General features: G+C 37.2%; 17 protein-coding genes. 11 read left to right on the top strand and 6 right to left on the bottom strand.

The window, feature by feature from the left end; all coding sequences use genetic code 11:
• The first annotated feature begins 3 nt into the window (after positions 1-3).
• From secY to rplQ, 9 genes are all read left to right on the top strand, one after another.
• Entirely contained in the window at positions 4-1335 is a 1332-nt protein-coding gene (gene secY, locus NMU02_RS09780; RefSeq protein ID WP_255027679.1) for a preprotein translocase subunit SecY, read from the top strand.
• 35 nt (positions 1336-1370) lie between these two features.
• Positions 1371-2153: a type I methionyl aminopeptidase gene (map, locus tag NMU02_RS09775; protein WP_255027678.1), complete on the top strand. Its 783-nt coding sequence runs from the start codon at positions 1371-1373 to the stop codon at positions 2151-2153.
• Between the two features lie 9 nt (positions 2154-2162).
• Complete coding sequence (gene infA, locus NMU02_RS09770; RefSeq protein ID WP_005634776.1) at positions 2163-2381, top strand: translation initiation factor IF-1; 219 nt, start codon at positions 2163-2165, stop codon at positions 2379-2381.
• A gap of 11 nt (positions 2382-2392) precedes the next feature.
• The gene (gene ykgO / locus NMU02_RS09765) at positions 2393-2509 is read left to right on the top strand and encodes a type B 50S ribosomal protein L36 (RefSeq protein WP_009318522.1); all 117 of its coding nucleotides are present in this window, start codon (positions 2393-2395) and stop codon (positions 2507-2509) included.
• Positions 2510-2542: 33 nt separating this feature from the next.
• A complete protein-coding gene (gene rpsM, locus NMU02_RS09760; protein ID WP_255027677.1) occupies positions 2543-2923 on the top strand; it encodes a 30S ribosomal protein S13 in 381 nt (126 codons plus the stop codon).
• Positions 2924-2932: 9 nt separating this feature from the next.
• Positions 2933-3322 (top strand): 30S ribosomal protein S11, encoded by a 390-nt coding sequence (gene rpsK / locus NMU02_RS09755; RefSeq protein WP_255027676.1) that lies wholly within the window; start codon positions 2933-2935, stop codon positions 3320-3322.
• A gap of 119 nt (positions 3323-3441) precedes the next feature.
• Positions 3442-4047, top strand: coding sequence for a 30S ribosomal protein S4 (gene rpsD, locus NMU02_RS09750; RefSeq protein WP_255027675.1), 606 nt, complete (start codon positions 3442-3444; stop codon positions 4045-4047).
• Positions 4048-4058: 11 nt separating this feature from the next.
• Complete coding sequence (locus NMU02_RS09745) at positions 4059-5051, top strand: DNA-directed RNA polymerase subunit alpha (protein WP_255027674.1); 993 nt, start codon at positions 4059-4061, stop codon at positions 5049-5051.
• Positions 5052-5057: 6 nt separating this feature from the next.
• Positions 5058-5579, top strand: a complete 522-nt coding sequence (gene rplQ / locus NMU02_RS09740; protein ID WP_255027673.1) for a 50S ribosomal protein L17 — start codon at positions 5058-5060, stop codon at positions 5577-5579.
• Between the two features lie 192 nt (positions 5580-5771).
• On the opposite strand, the gene NMU02_RS09735 is transcribed toward rplQ, so the two are convergent.
• Both NMU02_RS09735 and NMU02_RS09730 read right to left on the bottom strand, forming a co-directional pair.
• Positions 5772-7103, bottom strand: coding sequence for a sensor histidine kinase (locus NMU02_RS09735; protein WP_255027672.1), 1332 nt, complete (start codon positions 7101-7103; stop codon positions 5772-5774).
• Entirely contained in the window at positions 7084-8469 is a 1386-nt protein-coding gene (locus NMU02_RS09730) for a sigma-54-dependent transcriptional regulator (RefSeq protein WP_255027671.1), read from the bottom strand. The genes NMU02_RS09735 and NMU02_RS09730 overlap by 20 nt, the downstream gene beginning before the upstream one ends.
• A 185-nt stretch (positions 8470-8654) precedes the next feature.
• On the opposite strand from NMU02_RS09730, the gene NMU02_RS09725 reads away from it, so the two are divergent.
• The gene (locus NMU02_RS09725) at positions 8655-10124 is read left to right on the top strand and encodes a TolC family protein (protein ID WP_255027669.1); all 1470 of its coding nucleotides are present in this window, start codon (positions 8655-8657) and stop codon (positions 10122-10124) included.
• An 11-nt stretch (positions 10125-10135) separates the two neighbouring features.
• Positions 10136-11389 carry an efflux RND transporter periplasmic adaptor subunit gene (locus NMU02_RS09720; RefSeq protein WP_255027772.1) on the top strand — a complete coding sequence of 418 codons (1254 nt, stop codon included), beginning with the start codon at positions 10136-10138 and terminating at the stop codon, positions 11387-11389.
• 103 nt (positions 11390-11492) lie between these two features.
• Here NMU02_RS09720 and NMU02_RS09715 read toward each other — a convergent pair whose 3' ends face one another.
• The 4 genes from NMU02_RS09715 to NMU02_RS09700 all read right to left on the bottom strand — a co-directional run bounded on the left by NMU02_RS09715 (position 11493) and on the right by NMU02_RS09700 (position 16846).
• Positions 11493-12260 (bottom strand): class I SAM-dependent methyltransferase, encoded by a 768-nt coding sequence (locus NMU02_RS09715; RefSeq protein ID WP_255027667.1) that lies wholly within the window; start codon positions 12258-12260, stop codon positions 11493-11495.
• 255 nt (positions 12261-12515) lie between these two features.
• Positions 12516-14789: an FtsX-like permease family protein gene (locus tag NMU02_RS09710; RefSeq protein ID WP_255027666.1), complete on the bottom strand. Its 2274-nt coding sequence runs from the start codon at positions 14787-14789 to the stop codon at positions 12516-12518.
• A 51-nt stretch (positions 14790-14840) separates the two neighbouring features.
• Positions 14841-15515 (bottom strand): ABC transporter ATP-binding protein, encoded by a 675-nt coding sequence (locus NMU02_RS09705; protein WP_255027665.1) that lies wholly within the window; start codon positions 15513-15515, stop codon positions 14841-14843.
• Positions 15516-15985: 470 nt separating this feature from the next.
• Positions 15986-16846, bottom strand: a complete 861-nt coding sequence (locus NMU02_RS09700; RefSeq protein WP_255027664.1) for an N-acetylmuramoyl-L-alanine amidase-like domain-containing protein — start codon at positions 16844-16846, stop codon at positions 15986-15988.
• Positions 16847-17350: the final 504 nt, after the last annotated feature.

Genomic DNA, 17350 nt, shown 5'->3' with positions numbered 1-17350 from the left:
CCCATGAGAGCAATTGAAACTATAAAAAACATATGGAAGATCGAGGATCTGAGAAACCGGATCCTCACGACCATTCTTTTCGTGATGGTATACCGGGCCGGTACGTATGTCGTATTACCGGGTATCGATCCGGAGTTCTTAACCAATTTGCAGAACCAGACCCGTGGCGGTCTTTTGCAGTTACTGGATATGTTCTCGGGAGGTGCATTCTCCAACGCATCTATATTTGCATTGGGGATCATGCCTTACATCTCGGCATCTATCGTAATCCAGTTGCTGGGTATGGCTCTCCCACATTTTCAGAAATTGCAACGGGAAGGTGAAAGCGGACGCCGTAAGCTCAATCAGTACACGCGTTATCTTACTGTAGCCATTCTGCTTATTCAGGGCCCGTCATATTTGGTCAATCTGAGGGTACAGATGCAAGGAGCGTTTCCGGCCGATTTTATGTTTATAGTTTCTTCTACGATCATTCTTGCCGCCGGCAGTATGTTTATCATGTGGTTGGGTGAACGTATTACCGATAAGGGTATTGGTAACGGTATTTCATTCATAATCCTGGTAGGTATCATCGCCCGTCTTCCCAAAGCGCTCGTACAGGAGTTTATCATGCGTACGGCTACGACTTCGGGAGGTTTGGTTATGTTCCTGGCCGAGATCGTTTTCTTATTATTCGTAATTTCTGCATCGATACTGCTCGTACAGGGTACCCGTAAGGTTCCTGTACAATATGCTAAGAGAGTAGTAGGTAATAAGCAATATGGTGGAGCAAGACAATACATTCCTCTGAAGGTAAATACCGCAGGTGTAATGCCTATTATCTTTGCACAGGCTATTATGTTTATCCCTATTACGCTGGTAGGTTTCTCTCCAGAGAATGCCTCGAGCGCATTTGCACGTTCATTTATGAACAATACCGGTTTTTGGTATAATTTCGTGTTTGCTTTTCTGATTATTATCTTTACGTATTTTTATACGGCAATCACGGTGCAACCTACTCAAATGGCAGAAGATATGAAACGTAATAATGGTTTTATACCGGGTATTAAACCGGGTAAACAAACGGCTTCGTATCTCGATTCGATCATGTCGCGCATAACATTGCCCGGATCTATTTTCTTGGCAATCGTGGCTATTATGCCAGCGTTTGCACAGATCGCCGGTATCAGCATGGAATTTTCACAATTCTTTGGAGGTACCTCGTTACTCATCCTGGTGGGTGTAGTTCTTGATACTTTGCAACAGATTGAGAGTCATTTAATGATGCGTCATTATGACGGACTCCTGAAATCGGGAAAGATTAAGGGACGTACGGGCTCGATTGCCGCTTATTAAACCGTTATAAAGTTTAGTTAAGTAGGAGTATAAAAATGATTTATCTTAAAACAGACGATGAAATAGAGTTGATGCGTGAGAGTAATCTTCTGGTGGGGATGACATTAGGCGAAGTCGCCAAATGGATAGCTCCGGGGATTACAACGCTGAAACTTGACAAGATTGCCGAAGAATTTATCAGAGACCATGGTGCCGTTCCCGGATTTTTAGGATACGGCGGTTTTCCAAACTCTTTGTGTATATCGGTCAATGAACAAGTGGTGCATGGCATACCTTCGAATTACGAACTGAAAGATGGCGACGTCGTATCGGTAGATTGCGGAGTTGTAAAAAACGGTTTTAACGGAGATTCTGCATACACTTTTTGTGTCGGGGAAGTCGCTTACGATGTTAAGCAGTTGCTGAAAACCACGAAAGAATCGCTCTATATCGGAATTGAACAAGCTGTTGAAGGAAAACGAATCGGAGATATCAGCAACGCAATTCAAACATATTGCGAACAAAAGGGTTATAGTGTTGTCAGGGAACTTTGCGGTCATGGTATCGGAAAACGCCTGCACGAAGATCCTGAAGTTCCTAATTACGGACGCCGGGGATGCGGTCCGCTGCTGAAAAACGGCATGTGTATCGCAATAGAACCGATGATAAATTTAGGTTCGCGTAATATCGTTATCGAACGTGATGGCTGGACAACCCGCACGCGAGACCGGAAGCCGTCGGCTCATTTCGAGCATACGGTGGCCATTCGTGAGGGAAAAGCCGACATTTTGTCGTCTTTCCAGTTTGTAGAAGAAGTTTTAGGAGATAAAACAATTTAATTTTTATATATGGCAAAACAATCAGCAATAGAACAAGACGGAGTTATCGTAGAGGCATTATCGAATGCTATGTTCCGGGTAGAACTCGAAAACGGTCATGAGATTACTGCCCATATTTCGGGGAAAATGCGTATGCATTATATAAAAATACTCCCGGGGGACAAGGTGCGTGTAGAAATGTCACCCTATGATCTTTCCAAAGGAAGAATTGCTTTTAGATATAAATAATACAAAAAGATATGAAAGTAAGAGCATCATTGAAAAAGCGTACGCCCGATTGCAAAATCGTTAGAAGAAATGGCCGCTTGTATATTATTAACAAGAAAAATCCTAAGTATAAACAACGTCAAGGATAATTTATTATTTTTGCAAAATAATTTTTCTATTATATGGCTATAAGAATAGTTGGAGTAGACTTGCCGCAAAATAAAAGAGGCGAAATCGCGTTGACCTATATCTATGGAATAGGCCGCAGCGCATCAAATACCATTTTGGAAAAGGCCGGTATTGATAAAAATATCAAGGTGAAAGACTGGACCGACGAGCAGTCGGCGAAAGTACGTGAGATCATCGGTAACGAGTATAAAGTAGAAGGAGATCTTCGCTCTGAAGTACAGCTCAATATCAAACGTCTCATGGATATCGGTTGTTATCGTGGTATCCGTCATCGTAACGGTCTGCCCGTGAGAGGTCAGAGTACGAAAAATAATGCCCGTACACGTAAGGGTAGAAAGAAAACAGTTGCTAATAAGAAAAAAGCTACTAAATAATAAGTAAGTATGGCAAAAAAGACAGTCGCAACAAAGAAGAGAAATGTGAAGGTCGATGCAGTCGGTCAGTTACATGTACATTCTTCTTTCAATAACATTATCGTATCACTTGCCAATAGTGAAGGTCAGGTGATCTCTTGGTCATCGGCCGGTAAGATGGGATTCAGAGGGTCGAAGAAAAACACTCCTTATGCTGCTCAGATGGCCGCTCAGGATTGTGCAAAAGTAGCCTTTGATCTGGGATTGAGAAAAGTGAAAGCGTATGTGAAAGGTCCCGGTAACGGTCGTGAATCAGCAATCAGAACGGTTCACGGTGCAGGTATCGAAGTAACTGAGATTATCGACGTTACTCCCCTTCCACATAACGGATGTCGTCCTCCTAAAAGAAGAAGAGTATAATTTTTCTTTTGATAAAGAGTGAATCAAGGATTGTGAATAGATTGCATTTTTCTCCTCTCTGCAATCGCGGCTGCACTATTCCGGGATTCCGTAATTATAAATTATAAAAAGATTTAGAAATGGCAAGATATACCGGACCTAAGACAAAAATCGCCCGTAAATTTGGGGAGGCTATTTTCGGCCCCGACAAAGTATTGTCGAAGAAAAACTATCCTCCCGGACAGCACGGTGCAAATAAAAGAAGAAAAACTTCTGAATATGGTATCCAGCTTCGCGAGAAGCAAAAAGCAAAATATACTTACGGCGTATTGGAGAAACAATTCCGTAATTTGTTTGAAAAAGCATCTCGTACCAAAGGTATTAAAGGCGAGGTGTTGTTACAACTTCTCGAAGCTCGCTTAGACAATGTCGTATTCCGCATGGGTATCGCTCCTACCAGAGCTGCGGCCCGTCAGTTGGTTTCGCACAGACATATCGTTGTTGACGGCAAAGTGGTGAACATTCCTTCTTACTCGGTAAAACCGGGGCAGATAATCGGTGTTCGCGAAAAGGCAAAATCGCTTGAAGTGATTGCCGATGCTCTTTCTGGTTTTAATCACAGCAAATATCCTTGGATTGAGTGGGACCAGAATTCGGTCAGCGGTAAATTTTTACATTTGCCCGAAAGAGCAGACATTCCCGAAAACATTAAAGAACAGTTGATCGTAGAATTGTATTCTAAATAATAAATGATTCCATGGCTATATTAGCATTTCAAAAACCCGATAAAGTTTTAATGTTGGAGGCGGACGCATTTTTCGGTAAATTCGAATTTCGTCCGTTGGAGCCCGGTTATGGCGTTACCGTAGGTAATGCTTTACGCCGTATACTCCTTTCTTCACTCGAAGGTTTTGCTATCACCTCGATACGTATCGATGGGGTTGAGCATGAGTTCGCAACCGTTCCCGGCGTTATCGAGGACGTAACAAATATGATTCTGAATCTGAAAAAGGTTCGTTTCAAACAGATTGTCGAAGAAATCGAGAATGAGAAAGTTACCATTGCTGTTTCGGGTACGGAAGTGTTCAAGGCAGGAGACATTGGTAAATATCTCACCGGTTTCGAGGTGTTGAATCCCGATCAGGTGATCTGCCACATGGATTCAAGCGCAAGTTTCCAAATCGATATAACGATAAATAAAGGTCGTGGTTATGTTCCGGCAGAGGAAAACCGAAATGAAAACGACGAAGTGAATGTTATTCCCATCGATTCTATTTTCACTCCTATCCGGAACGTGAAATATGCAGTGGAAAACTTCCGCGTAGAACAAAAAACCGACTACGAAAAACTGGTATTAGAAATTACGACTGATGGATCTATCCATCCGAAAGAGGCTTTAAAAGAGGCTGCTAAAATCCTGATTTACCACTTTATGTTGTTCTCTGATGAGAAAATCACGCTTGAGACAACCGATATCGATGGTAACGAAGAGTTCGATGAAGAAGTGTTGCATATGCGTCAGCTGCTGAAAACGAAACTCGTCGATATGGATTTGTCGGTACGTGCCCTCAACTGTCTTAAATCGGCAGATGTTGAGACTTTGGGCGAATTGGTTGTATTTAATAAAACCGACTTGCTTAAATTCCGTAACTTCGGTAAGAAGTCTCTTACCGAGTTGGATGAACTCCTGGCCAACCTGAACTTGTCTTTCGGTATGGACATCTCGAAGTATAAATTAGATAAAGAGTAAGACACAATGAGACATAATAAAAAATTCAATCATTTAAGTCGTACGAAATCTCACAGAGACGCTTTATTGTCGAATATGACCAGTTCTTTAATTCTTCACAAGAGAATTTTTACGACCTTGGCTAAGGCTAAAGCTTTGAGAATGTACGCCGAACCTCTCATCAACAGAGCAAAAGAAGATACTACTGCTTCACGAAGGGTGGTATTTAGTTACCTGCAGAATAAGTATGCCGTGACGGAACTTTTCAAAGAGGTAGCTACAAAAATAGCTGATCGTCCGGGCGGTTATACCCGTATTTTGAAAACTGGTAACCGTATTGGTGATAATGCTAAAATGTGCTTTATCGAACTCGTTGACTATAATGAGAATATGCTGAAGGAAAAAGCAACCAAGAAAACGACTCGTACTCGTCGTTCTAAAAAGGCGGCTACTCCTGCTGCTACTGAGGCTGCTTCCGCTCCTGCAACTGAGACTCCCGCAACTCCGGAGGCTCCTGCTGCCGAAGCTGCTGCTCCCGCTGCTGAATAAGAGAATATTTGTTCTATAAAAACAAAAAGGATCGCATATATCGCGATCCTTTTTGTTTTTGTATAATCGGTTTTACTTATAATAGCATTGTATATTGGCTTAAAATATGATGAATAAATGATATCGGATAACGACTTTTACCTTAATTAAGAAATAGCATATTACTGATGAAAAGTTATTTTTCGATTTCGATCAATTGGCTTTATGGGAAAATTTGCTGAAAATTAGTGTAAAACGACTGCCTTTTCCTTCTTTAGAAGTTACCCTTATGGAGCCGCCATGTAATCTCATGATTTGTTTACATAAGTTTAACCCTATACCTGATCCTCCTGTTTTGGTAGTATAAAATGGGATAAATATTTTATCAAGAGCTTCAGGAACTATTCCCTTGCCGTTGTCAGACACGGCAATAATTGTAAATCCGATGGAATTTATAGCTTCAACAATGATAGATACCTGTTGTGTTTTATTTCCTGATTCGGCTGCATTTTTTATGAGGTTCAGAAGAACCTGCTCAATCATAGCTCTGTCGCCTATTACCGATATGTCTTTTGATTTTAAAGAAAAAATGATATCGGCCCTAAGATTAGTGGTCAGTTTTTCAACATCATCGAATAATTCGTTTACGGGAATACAAGAAAACTCGGGTGCTGGAATCCGGGTCAGTTTTCGATAATTCTCCACAAAATTGAGTAATCCGGTACTTCTGCGATGTATAGTTTGCATGATTTGGCCAAGTACAGAGAAGTCTTTTTCTGAATTTCCTTTTAATCTTTCGACGGCTGTTTCAGATAGAGAAATAATGGGTGCGAGAGTATTCATTATTTCGTGTGTGAGAACTCTGATTAATTTTTTCCAGGCTTCTATTTCGGTTTCCTCAACAAGAGATTGTATATTTTTAAGACTGACGAGCAGCAGTTTTTTCCCCTGGATTGTAAGCGTGATGGCAGAGATAATAATTTCATAAGAAAAACCACTTCGGTTTATAGTTATAATTTTTATTTCTCCGGCTTTCAAGTTTGATAATATTGGGGGAAGATCTGGATGAAAAAAGGCTAAATCCGACACTTTAACCGGATTATTCATCCTTAATTCAGTGCGGGCGGCTGAGTTCATCCATTCTATTTCTCCATTTTTGTTAATCACCATTAATCCAAAATCAATACGTCCTAAGAGGGTGTTGAAATATTGTAGTTTAGTTTCGAGTTCTTTTAGTTTTGAGCGATGTGTATATATTACATTTGATATTATTCCCGATAATTGCCGTAATTCTTTTTCGTTTGCCGAATGGTGAAAGGAGAGGTCGAAATCGGAGTATTCGAAAGCCGAAACAAGCCTTTCAGTCATCGAAATACATTTTATCAATTGCCGGTAAAGTAAATAAGCCGTAATAAATAAAGCGGCTATTGCAAATGTTGTGGTAAAATATAATTGGTGTATATAGGATAATACGGAAATTATCGAGAAAAAAACAATTGTTAATGTATATCCTGTTATTTTAGATTTATAGCTGTGTAGTATCATTGTCTTTTTCTAATTTACGGTAGAGAGAATAGCGGGTTATTCCTAATAATTGCGCTGCCCGACTGATGTTTCCATTACTTCTTTTTAAAGCTTTCTCAATGGTATTTTTCTCTATTTGTCCGAGATTGAGATTGTCATTTTCTATTTTTCTCTCTGTATGAGGGGGCTTTAGCATAAAGTTTTCGGCATGAAGTATTTGTCGATTGTCGGAAAGAATTACAGCTCGCTCTATCGCATGTTGCAATTCCCTGACATTACCGGGCCAAGCGTATTGCATTAATTTTTTTTGAGCATCCCGGCCGAGTCCCGAGATTTGTTTTTTATATTTTCTCGAATATTTTTCGAGAAAATGTTTTGCCAATAAAATAATATCGTTTCCCCGGTCGCGTAAAGGTGGAAGATGAATCTCAATCGTGTTAAGACGGTATAGAAGATCTTGTCTGAAGTGACCTTCTTCCACCATTGCATAAAGGTCGGTATTCGTGGCACAAATCAGTCGTACATCTATATCGATATCTCGAGTACTGCCTAATTTCGATATTTTCTTTTTTTCGATTGCGGTGAGTAGCTTGGCTTGCATTGCTAGGGACAGATTCCCGATTTCGTCGAGAAAAAGAGTACCTCCCGTGGCAATTTCCATACGGCCCGATTTTTCTTTCCGAGCATCTGTAAAGGCGCCTTTTTCATATCCGAATAACTCGCTTTCGAATAAATTCTCGGGAATACTACCCATATCGATTTCAATGAATACTGCATTTTTTCTGAGTGAATTACGATAAATAGCTTTTGCAATAAGATCTTTACCGGTACCGTTTTCTCCTAATATAAGAATATTGGTATCCGTTTCAGATAATTTTTGTATCGTTTCGAATATATCCTGCATAGCATCAGAACTTCCGATTATTTCAGTCGTACTTTTTCTGTCAGAGTCGGTCAGTGATGCTACCTGTTGTTTCAGTACAGTTATTTCGGTACGTGATTTTTTCAATTTCATTGCAGAAGATAATGTCCCGAGTAATCTTTCTTTTTGCCATGGTTTCGAAACATAATCGGTTGCACCGCATTTAATAGCTTTTACGGCATTTACAGTGTCGGAATAAGCCGTCATAAAAATAACTATGGCTTCGGGATCTATCTTTAATATTTTCTCAAGCCAGTAAAAACCTTCTTGTCCACTGCTGGCATCTTTGCTGAAATTCATGTCCAGCAAGAGTATATCCGGATTGAAGGTATTGATAAAATGTTCGATACGTTCGGGTTGAGTCGTAACTTTTATTTTTTCGGCATAAGGTTCGAGTAGCAGATTCAAGGCAAATAATACATCCTCGTTATCGTCTATTATTAAGATCTTTCCTAATTTATCCATTGGTTATTTAATAATGCTTATATGTCAAAGATACATATTAATATAACAAGTTGTATGTGCGGGAATGAACAAAAAAAGTGCGAAAACGAACATATATTTTCATATGTAGATCTTGTAAAATTATGACAATTAGCGTATTGGGTTTTTGGCGTAAATTTTGGAGTGTAATAGGATAAATAAAAGTGATGTTACGGTTAAGGTTTATAATTGTTGTATTGATGATGAGCTCGGGCGTTAAGTGCGCACAAAGAAATATGGAATTTACTTTGAATGAAGCAATCGTACTGGCACAGCAAAAGTCTCCAGAGGTGATGACGGCGCGTAATAGTTTTATATCGGCTTATTGGCGTTATCGTTCTTTTCGTGCCGATCTTCGTCCGTCTCTTATCCTTACGTCAGATCCCACGCTTAACCGGTCAATAAATAAAGTTACGCTTTCTGACGGAGCCGATAAATTTGTCGAACAAAATTTGCTGACATCGGGACTCTCTTTATCGATAAATCAGAATGTAACTTTTACAGGAGGGATACTTTCGCTTACCAGTAATTTAGAGAGACTCGATCTTTTGAGTAACAATACGGCGTCGTACCGAGCTAATTTGGTAACAATCGGGTATCGGCAGTCACTGTTTGGATATAATTCAATGAAATGGAACCGTAAAACCGAACCTTTATATTATGCCAAAGCGAAGAAAGAATATGCTGCATCTCTCGAGTTGGTATCCTCGGCGGTCGTCAGGTATTTTTTCGATTTGGCTCAAGCGCAGAATAATCTCCGTATCGCACGTTATAATTATGCTTGTGCAGATACTTTGTACCGTTTTGCGCAAAGGCGTTATAAAATAGGTTCTATTACCGAAAATGATATGCTGCAACACGAAATAAATAAACTAACTGAGGAAGCGAATGTAATGAATGCCGAGATTGAATTGGATAATTGTATGCAGAATTTCAGATCGTATTTGGGCATTCCGGAACCCAAACCGATAATTGTAAAAACCGATGACGATATACCGAGTTTCAAAGTAGATGTGGATAAGGCACTTCGATATGCCTACGAAAATAATCCGAATATCGATAATATGCAGTTGAGACGTATCGAAAGCGACCGTCAGGTTGCGGTTGCAAAAAGTAATGCGGGTTTTAAGGCTGATTTGTATGTACAACTGGGGCTTACCCAAACTGCAGATAAAATAAAGAACACGTATCGAAACCCGATGGATCAGCAATATATAAGTATAAATATTTCTCTCCCGATCCTCGATTGGGGGCGGGGGCGAGGAAATATAAAAGTCGCTGAAAATAATCGAGAATTAGAACAGGTAAGGATAAAACAAGAACTGATGGATTTTGAACAAACAGTAAAGCAGATTATAAAACAGTTTAACTTGCAAGCTACCCGGGTTTCTATTGCCCGGAAAATGGCAGAGACTTCACGGCGCAGATATGATGTAGCGATGTATCTTTATTGGGGAGAAAAAATTTCTATGCTCGAACTTAATAACGCTTTGTCTGAAAAAGATTCTGCTCAAAGAGGTTATATTACTGCTTTAGCCGATTTTTGGAATTATTATTTTACGATACGAAAGCTCACTTTGTATGATTTTTATTATGATCGGGAAATTACCCGTGAATATGAGTTACTAATAAAATAAGAACATCTATGATGGATAGGCCATTGAAGAAAAAACATCCGCTTATCAGGTATAAATATCCTATAGCCGGAATTTTGCTGATGCTGTTTTTTTTCATTTATTCGATTGTATATGCTTTGGGATCGAAAAAACTGAAAATATCGGACCAGATGCTAATAACAGGTGTTGTAGAAGAGGCTCCTTTTTTGGAATATATCGATGTGGAAGGGGTGGTAAAACCAATTTTGACTATCGAGGTAAATACTCAGGAGGGAGGGAGTATTGAGCGTATAATGAGAGAAGAGGGAAGTATGCTTGAGAAGGGTGATACAATACTTCTACTCAGTAATCCCGAATTAAAACAATTGATCGAAGATCAGCGGGACGATTATGAGAAACAGGTGGTTGCTTATCGGGAAAAAGAGATAGAAATGGAACAAAAAAGTTTGTTATTGAAACAGCAAATGCTTCAGAATGATTATGAGTTAAAGAAAATGATAAAAAAATTTGAAGTAGATTGTGAAGATTTCGACATGGGGATAAAAAGTAAAGCACAGCTCGAGATTGCCCGCGACGAATATGAATTTAATATTAAAAAGGCTCGTTTGCAGAAAGAGAATTTAAAACATGATTCGACAGTAAATATTCTTCGTAAAGAGTTACTGATAAATGATTTGAAAAGAGAATACCGGAAATATGAACGTATGTATAGTAGACTCGATCGATTAATAGTATGTGCACCCATAGGAGGGCAGCTAAGTTTTGTAAGCGTTACTCCCGGGCAGCAGGTGACAGCTGGGAATAGTATTGGACAGATAAAAGTCCTTGACCAATTTAGAATAGAAACGTCTATAGGAGAATATTATATCGACCGCATTGTATCCGGATTATCGGCAACGATAGAATATCAGAATAGGAGTTATTCTCTTAAAGTATCGAAAGTAGTACCTGAAATTAGAGACCGTGCCTTTTCTGTTTCATTGGTTTTTACCGGTGATATGCCCGAAAATGTTCGAATAGGGAAAAGTTACCGGGTAAAAATAGAGTTGGGTTTGCCGGAAAAGGGCTTGGTTATTCCACGAGGTAATTTTTATCAGGAGACCAAAGGGAGATGGATATTTAAATTAAATGAAACCGGAGAAAAAGCAGTACGTGTTCCTCTTATTATCGGTCGCCAGAATCCTCAGCAATATGAAATAATCGATGGGCTTAAGGCTGGTGATAAGGTAGTTATATCAGGTTATGAAAATTTTGGAGATGTCGAAGAACTGATTTTGAAAAAATAATATGTATTTTTAATTGAATATTTCTGGATTATAAAATTATAAATGAATAAAAGCAATAACTATTTTCCTTGGTATATGTTTTGTTAAGGGTAATTATTCCATGTCATTTTTTAGTAACATGTTGGCAAACAAAAATCTGTTTTTCCGAATTATCATAAAATAAATCTCCTTTAAAGCTTCCGAATTTATGAATAATCTTAAATCCATTCCACTCCAGATATGAATTTAATTCTTGAGGAAAAAATAATCTCATATCTAAATTTTGAACCGAATCAAATTCTCCGTTAATATAATAGTGCCATTCGATGCGATTAATCTGAGTTTTTCTTTCATATCTCATTTTTTGTTTTATCTGTATTTTTCTTCCATTTTGTGTCGTATATCTGGCAATTTCTGTTTGTTTCTTTTCATGATCTACAATATATCTGATATTTGGATTAAAACAATCTAATAGAAATAAACCTCCTGTTTTGAGATGATTTTTAACAACACTAAATGTTTTAAATAAATCTTCATTTTGATATAAATGATGTATCGAATTAAATGGAATAAAGACGAGATCATATTTCTTCTGTAAATTCATATTTCTTATATCAGCTTCAGTAAACTCAATTTCTAATGCTGCTTCCTGAGCTTTTGCTTTTGCTCGTTCAAGCATAGAAGGGGTGTAGTCTACTCCACTAATATTATAACCTTCCTCTGCTATTGGGATAGTAAGTCGGCCTGTGCCACAACAGAGTTCAAGTATGCGGGCATCTTTATTTCGAGGTAACCATTGTTTGTAAAATTGCAAATCATCTGTTTGGGTATTCATTCCATCATAAATATCCGCGTCATAAATTAAATCTCCAACGTTATAGTCGATATTCATTTTTTCTCTTTTAAAATCTATTAATTATTCTAATAATTCCAATAAACCAACTTTATCTATTTGTTGTTTTATTAAATATTTAACTACTGGATCGTTAGCTGATGATTTGCTTATTCTTCAAAGATAACCAATATTTATTTTCGAGCCGGATTTACGACTAAAAAACCTCACTTTTGATTAAAACTTTGCTTTATCATTCTTAATTTGTCTTTTAGTTGCCATTTTTATTATCTGTGATTTTAATAACGAAATTTTTTATTCACGTTTCAGTTCGTCAGCAGGATTGGATTTTATCGTATTCCAAACTCTTATGATAATGGTTAAAATGGTAAATGTTGAAACGAGCACAAATATTGAGATGAAAAATAACGCATTTATTTCGATGCGGTTAACATAACGTTCGAGCCAATTTTGCAAAATGATAAATCCTATGGAAAATGCGATGAATGTGGCGAATAGTAATATGTATAAATATTCTTTGGCAAAAAGAGCCAGGAGAGAAAAGGCGCTGGCTCCGTTTACTTTTCGTATAGCGATTTCTTTTCTTCTTTGTTCTGCTGATAGAGAAACCATTGAATAGATGCCGAAAATGGCGATGATTGAGCATGTAACCGAAAGAAAACCAAGAATTTTCATTAGCGCTTTTTCTGAGGATAAGTATTTATCATATTCCTCATTCATATCGTATATTTTAAGTTCGTTAGTATTGAATTTATTTTTAGCCAGATTTTTTACAGCCTTTTCGGTCTCAAAGCGTGTCCCTTCTTCATATTTGTAGTAAATTATAAATTTATCGTCTGACATGCGTAACATCGCCGGTTTTGATTTGACTAAAGGAGATTCATATAAAAAGTCTTTGACAATGCCGGTGACTTTACCGTATGCTGTCTGATTTCCGAGTTCATATGTTTCTCCTAGAAGGTTATAGGCGGTTTCGTTTAATATTATATCTTGAGTATTGCTGAACGAGGTTCCGTTGATAAAGCGGAAGTTAAGCATATTTACCAGTTCAGGAGTTATATCGAATAACATAATGTCAATTTGGTTTCCGTTTTCTGTGGTTAAAGAATAGGATTTACTAGCGAATGAGGGAAGAAACAAGAGATTAGCAGCTGTTGCGTTTTTGATTGATGGAATCTTGTTTATTTCGTTTATATACGAATCTATATTCTTCGTTGAAATACTACACGATGCGATGTTTTGTCTATCGAAGCCGATGTCAATATGGGTAAGATGATATATTTGTAATGAAATGACAGACGTACAAAATAGAAATAAAATACTTAGGCAGAGTTGAAGGCCGATGCAAAATCTGAAAAAATTGTTTTTTGATTTTTTTAGTCTTTGAGTCGTATTTTTAAGCAGAGTATTGTTAAGTATCCAAACAAAAATACAAGAAAAAAATGTAATGGAAAGGAATATCATAGTGGAGACCGAAAGCAACGAAGGCAGTATACTGATTCGAGTCTCGGGCATAACCGTTAATTTAACGAACCAAGGAAATATCCATTCTATTATCATTAGTCCGAGAATTAATGATATAATCGTGATGATGAGAATCTCGGTAATGAGTTGTAAAAATATATTTTTATTGGAAGCGCCGTTTATTTTTCGTATGATAATTTCTTCTCTTTTAAGTTTTTGTCGGATGATGAATAAAGTAATAAAATTAAACAAAGCGCTGCAAATCACCAGTAGCCCGGCGATAAGGAATATTTTAAGGTGTTCGTATTTAACATTATTCTGGGTATAATGTAATGTGTAATATTGTTCTTTTAAAGGGATGAGATGTAGTTTCGAATTAAAAGCCGAGTGATAAATGGTCGTATTTTCTAATTTATGAATAAATGCGTCGACATCGACATCTTCTTTTAATCGTATATAGGTAGTTACATAATTTCCATTCCAATTGTTATTGCTTGCGATGGGACGTATAATATCGAATTGCAGATTAGAGTTAGATGGCCATTCTTGTACAATTGCTTCAATAATAAGATCTATTTTTTCTCCGTAATATCCTGTATATTCAAATGCCTTTCCTAAGGCAGAATCTGTTTCTGGTATAATTTTTTTTAATATACTTTTAGATACGATGGCCTTATTACCGTCGACAAGCAAATGAGTTGTTTCATTTTGGTAGAATTCTACCCCAAACACATCGAAAAAATTGTGGTCTGTAAAAAGGACTCGTATGTTTTCCTTTTCATTATTTTTTAACCGGTTCATAGGGGATAATCTGAGATTGCATGCCGCTTTTATTTCGGGGTAAGACGATGATAAATAGTGAGCAAGCGGGAAAGGGGTAGATTCGTTAAATCCGTTTTCATTTTCGGCTGTTATTGTCACCATAAATATACGATCAGCATCTGTATGGAAGTTATCAAATGAAGATTCATATCGGATCCAAAGATATGAGAGTGTAAAACATGCGAATCCGATTGCCAAACAAATCATACTTATGATCGTTTGTTGTTTGTATCTGAGCAGGCTTCGTATTCCTGTTTTAATATAATGAGGTAGTAATTTCATGCGTTGAGTTTAAAGATATAAAAAGGGGCTTTTGATGTTGTAGAGTTATGATTACATCTCGATTTCAGTGACGATTTCTCCATCGAACAAATTGACGATGCGGGATGCGTATTCTGCGTCATGCTGAGAGTGAGTAACCATAATAATTGTGGTTCCTTCTTTATTGAGTTCGCTGAGTAACGCCATTACTTCTGTCCCATTTTTTGAATCGAGATTTCCTGTGGGCTCATCGGCGAGTATAAGTTTTGGACGTGTAACTACGGCTCGGGCAATGGCTACCCGTTGCTGTTGACCTCCTGATAATTGTTGAGGAAAATGTTTTTTTCTGTGAGAGATTGCCATTCTGTCCATCGCTTGCTCGATTTTTTGTTTTCGTTCGATAGCAGATATTCCCATATATAGCAGCGGTAGTTCTATATTTTCGTAGACATTGAGTTCTTCGATAAGGTTGAAGTTTTGGAATACGAAGCCTATCATGCCTTTTCGTAGTTTTGTTCTTTGAACTTCTGAAAATTTTGACACGTCGATGCCGTTGAGATAATAACTGCCTCTGGTCGGGTTGTCGAGCAGACCGAGGATATTAAGTAAGGTAGATTTTCCGCATCCCGAAGGTCCCATCACTGCAATAAATTCCCCGTCATTCACTTCTATATTTACATTATGTAATGCCAAGGTCTCTATTTCTTCTGTTCGAAAAGTTTTTTGCAGGTCGATCGTTTTTATCATGATAAAAAATATTTATGCATTTTAGTGATAAAATCTCAATTTATATGCCAGCTTTTTAAGCTTCTAATAATAAGGATAATACTGCCGGATTTTTATTTTTGTAGTGTGCGTAAATGAACATTTATGTGCGATATTGAACATAAATTTATGTGGCTTTCCGAACAAAATCCAGTAAAATAAGGTTTTATATATTGTAAAAATATTTTGCGATACTAAGGTATAAAAAATTCTAAGATTATGATCAACAAAAATAAAGTTCTCCGGTAAGTTCGATAATCAAAGTTTATACTTGAAAATTGATGTTAAGAAGATATAAATGAGATGGTTATTGAATATGTGTGAATTTTTTTTGTTGTGAATGTTTGATGATCGTGGAGGTGTAATTCTTTTAATGAATAGGGGCCATCTAAAATTTTGCAGAATTAGATGGCCTCTTATTTTTTAAGATTGTAATTGGACATAGTTTGTATTTAATTTTGTAGTTTTTTCTTAGCTACCCTAATAACTCTTATTCCTGTTTGTGTCGTATTTCTTTTTAATTGATTTTTTAGAGAGACCGGTTCTATGATAACTTTTTTCTGTCCCCATGAAGCGTGTAATAAATGTAATTCTCCTTTTACATAACAGGCAATACCTACGTGTGTGATGTCAAGTCCGGGTTTTGAAGTAGTAATAGCGATAATATCGCCGTTTTTTATCCAAGATAAATTTTCAGGTTTCATTTTAGTTTTCGGAAGGTAATAAACCCGTTTTCCTCTCAGCGCTTTTTCTTGATTCTTTATTTGATTGATAAATCGATTATTTTGAGCTAATTGAGGGTATTTATCGGCATTTTTACTCATAAAATACAAATTTAGGAGTAATGTATCCGAACTGTGTTCGGGGGTAATTTCTTTCAGCAGGTTCTTTTTTTCATTGTCCGCAATCCAATCGCTGAAATAATGTAATCTCGATGGATATTCATTTATTTCACCGTTCCGGTAACGTAAAGTTTGTAGATTTTGTGAGAAATCTCTAAATGATGCGCTTTTCTCCAGTGTGGTGAGGTATAATGCGGCAACAGTTTCTACGAATGTCGTGCAATCGAGGTCTCGAACATTAATTGTTAACTTCTCTATATTGTTATGATCGAGAGTACCTCCGGCATAATGGGTACCTATAAATTCTTTCCCTAAAGAAAGCATCGAGGGTGTTTCATTTTTATCTGAATATTTTTTTAGAATCGAAACTATTTTCTCTTTATCAGCATTTGTATATTCTTGTGCGATCGTATTTTGAATGCAATATGCGTAAAAAAGGAATAGTGATATCAGAAATGATTTAAATTGCATAGGGCTTTTTGTTGGAATGAAACAAAGATACATTTTTCGTTTTTGTCTTTCGAAGTATCGAGGTTAAAATTTATAATAACTAATCCATATTCATTTGTTTATATATAGAATACCAGCTAATTAACAAGATATGAACAGGTGTTGTTGAAAAGAAAAGGAGTATTAATCGTCCTGAATAAGCTCGAGTTATCTTCCAAAGTTATATTTTTGCACACCCAAAGCGATATCAGGCTCAATAATTGAGAACAGGTACAGATTGAAAAAAGTTTGAAAAAAAGTCTGAAAAAATTTGGAGGTGGAATTAAAAAAGTATTATCTTTGCACCACTTTCGCTTTTAAAAATCCCGTATGGGTCGCAAAGCGATGTATCGATCATTGACAACATTACAATAGACAAAAGAAGTAGTACGAGACGGATGCCTGAAACTCTAAAATAGAAGAGATCAGGTAAAAAAACAAGTTCACGTCAATAGATAGAGGAAAAACGCAGAAACCTGATTATCG

The organism is Coprobacter tertius (genome assembly GCF_024330105.1).
GTDB lineage: Bacteria > Bacteroidota > Bacteroidia > Bacteroidales > Coprobacteraceae > Coprobacter > Coprobacter tertius.
This window is presented reverse-complemented; position numbering and strand designations above follow the sequence as displayed.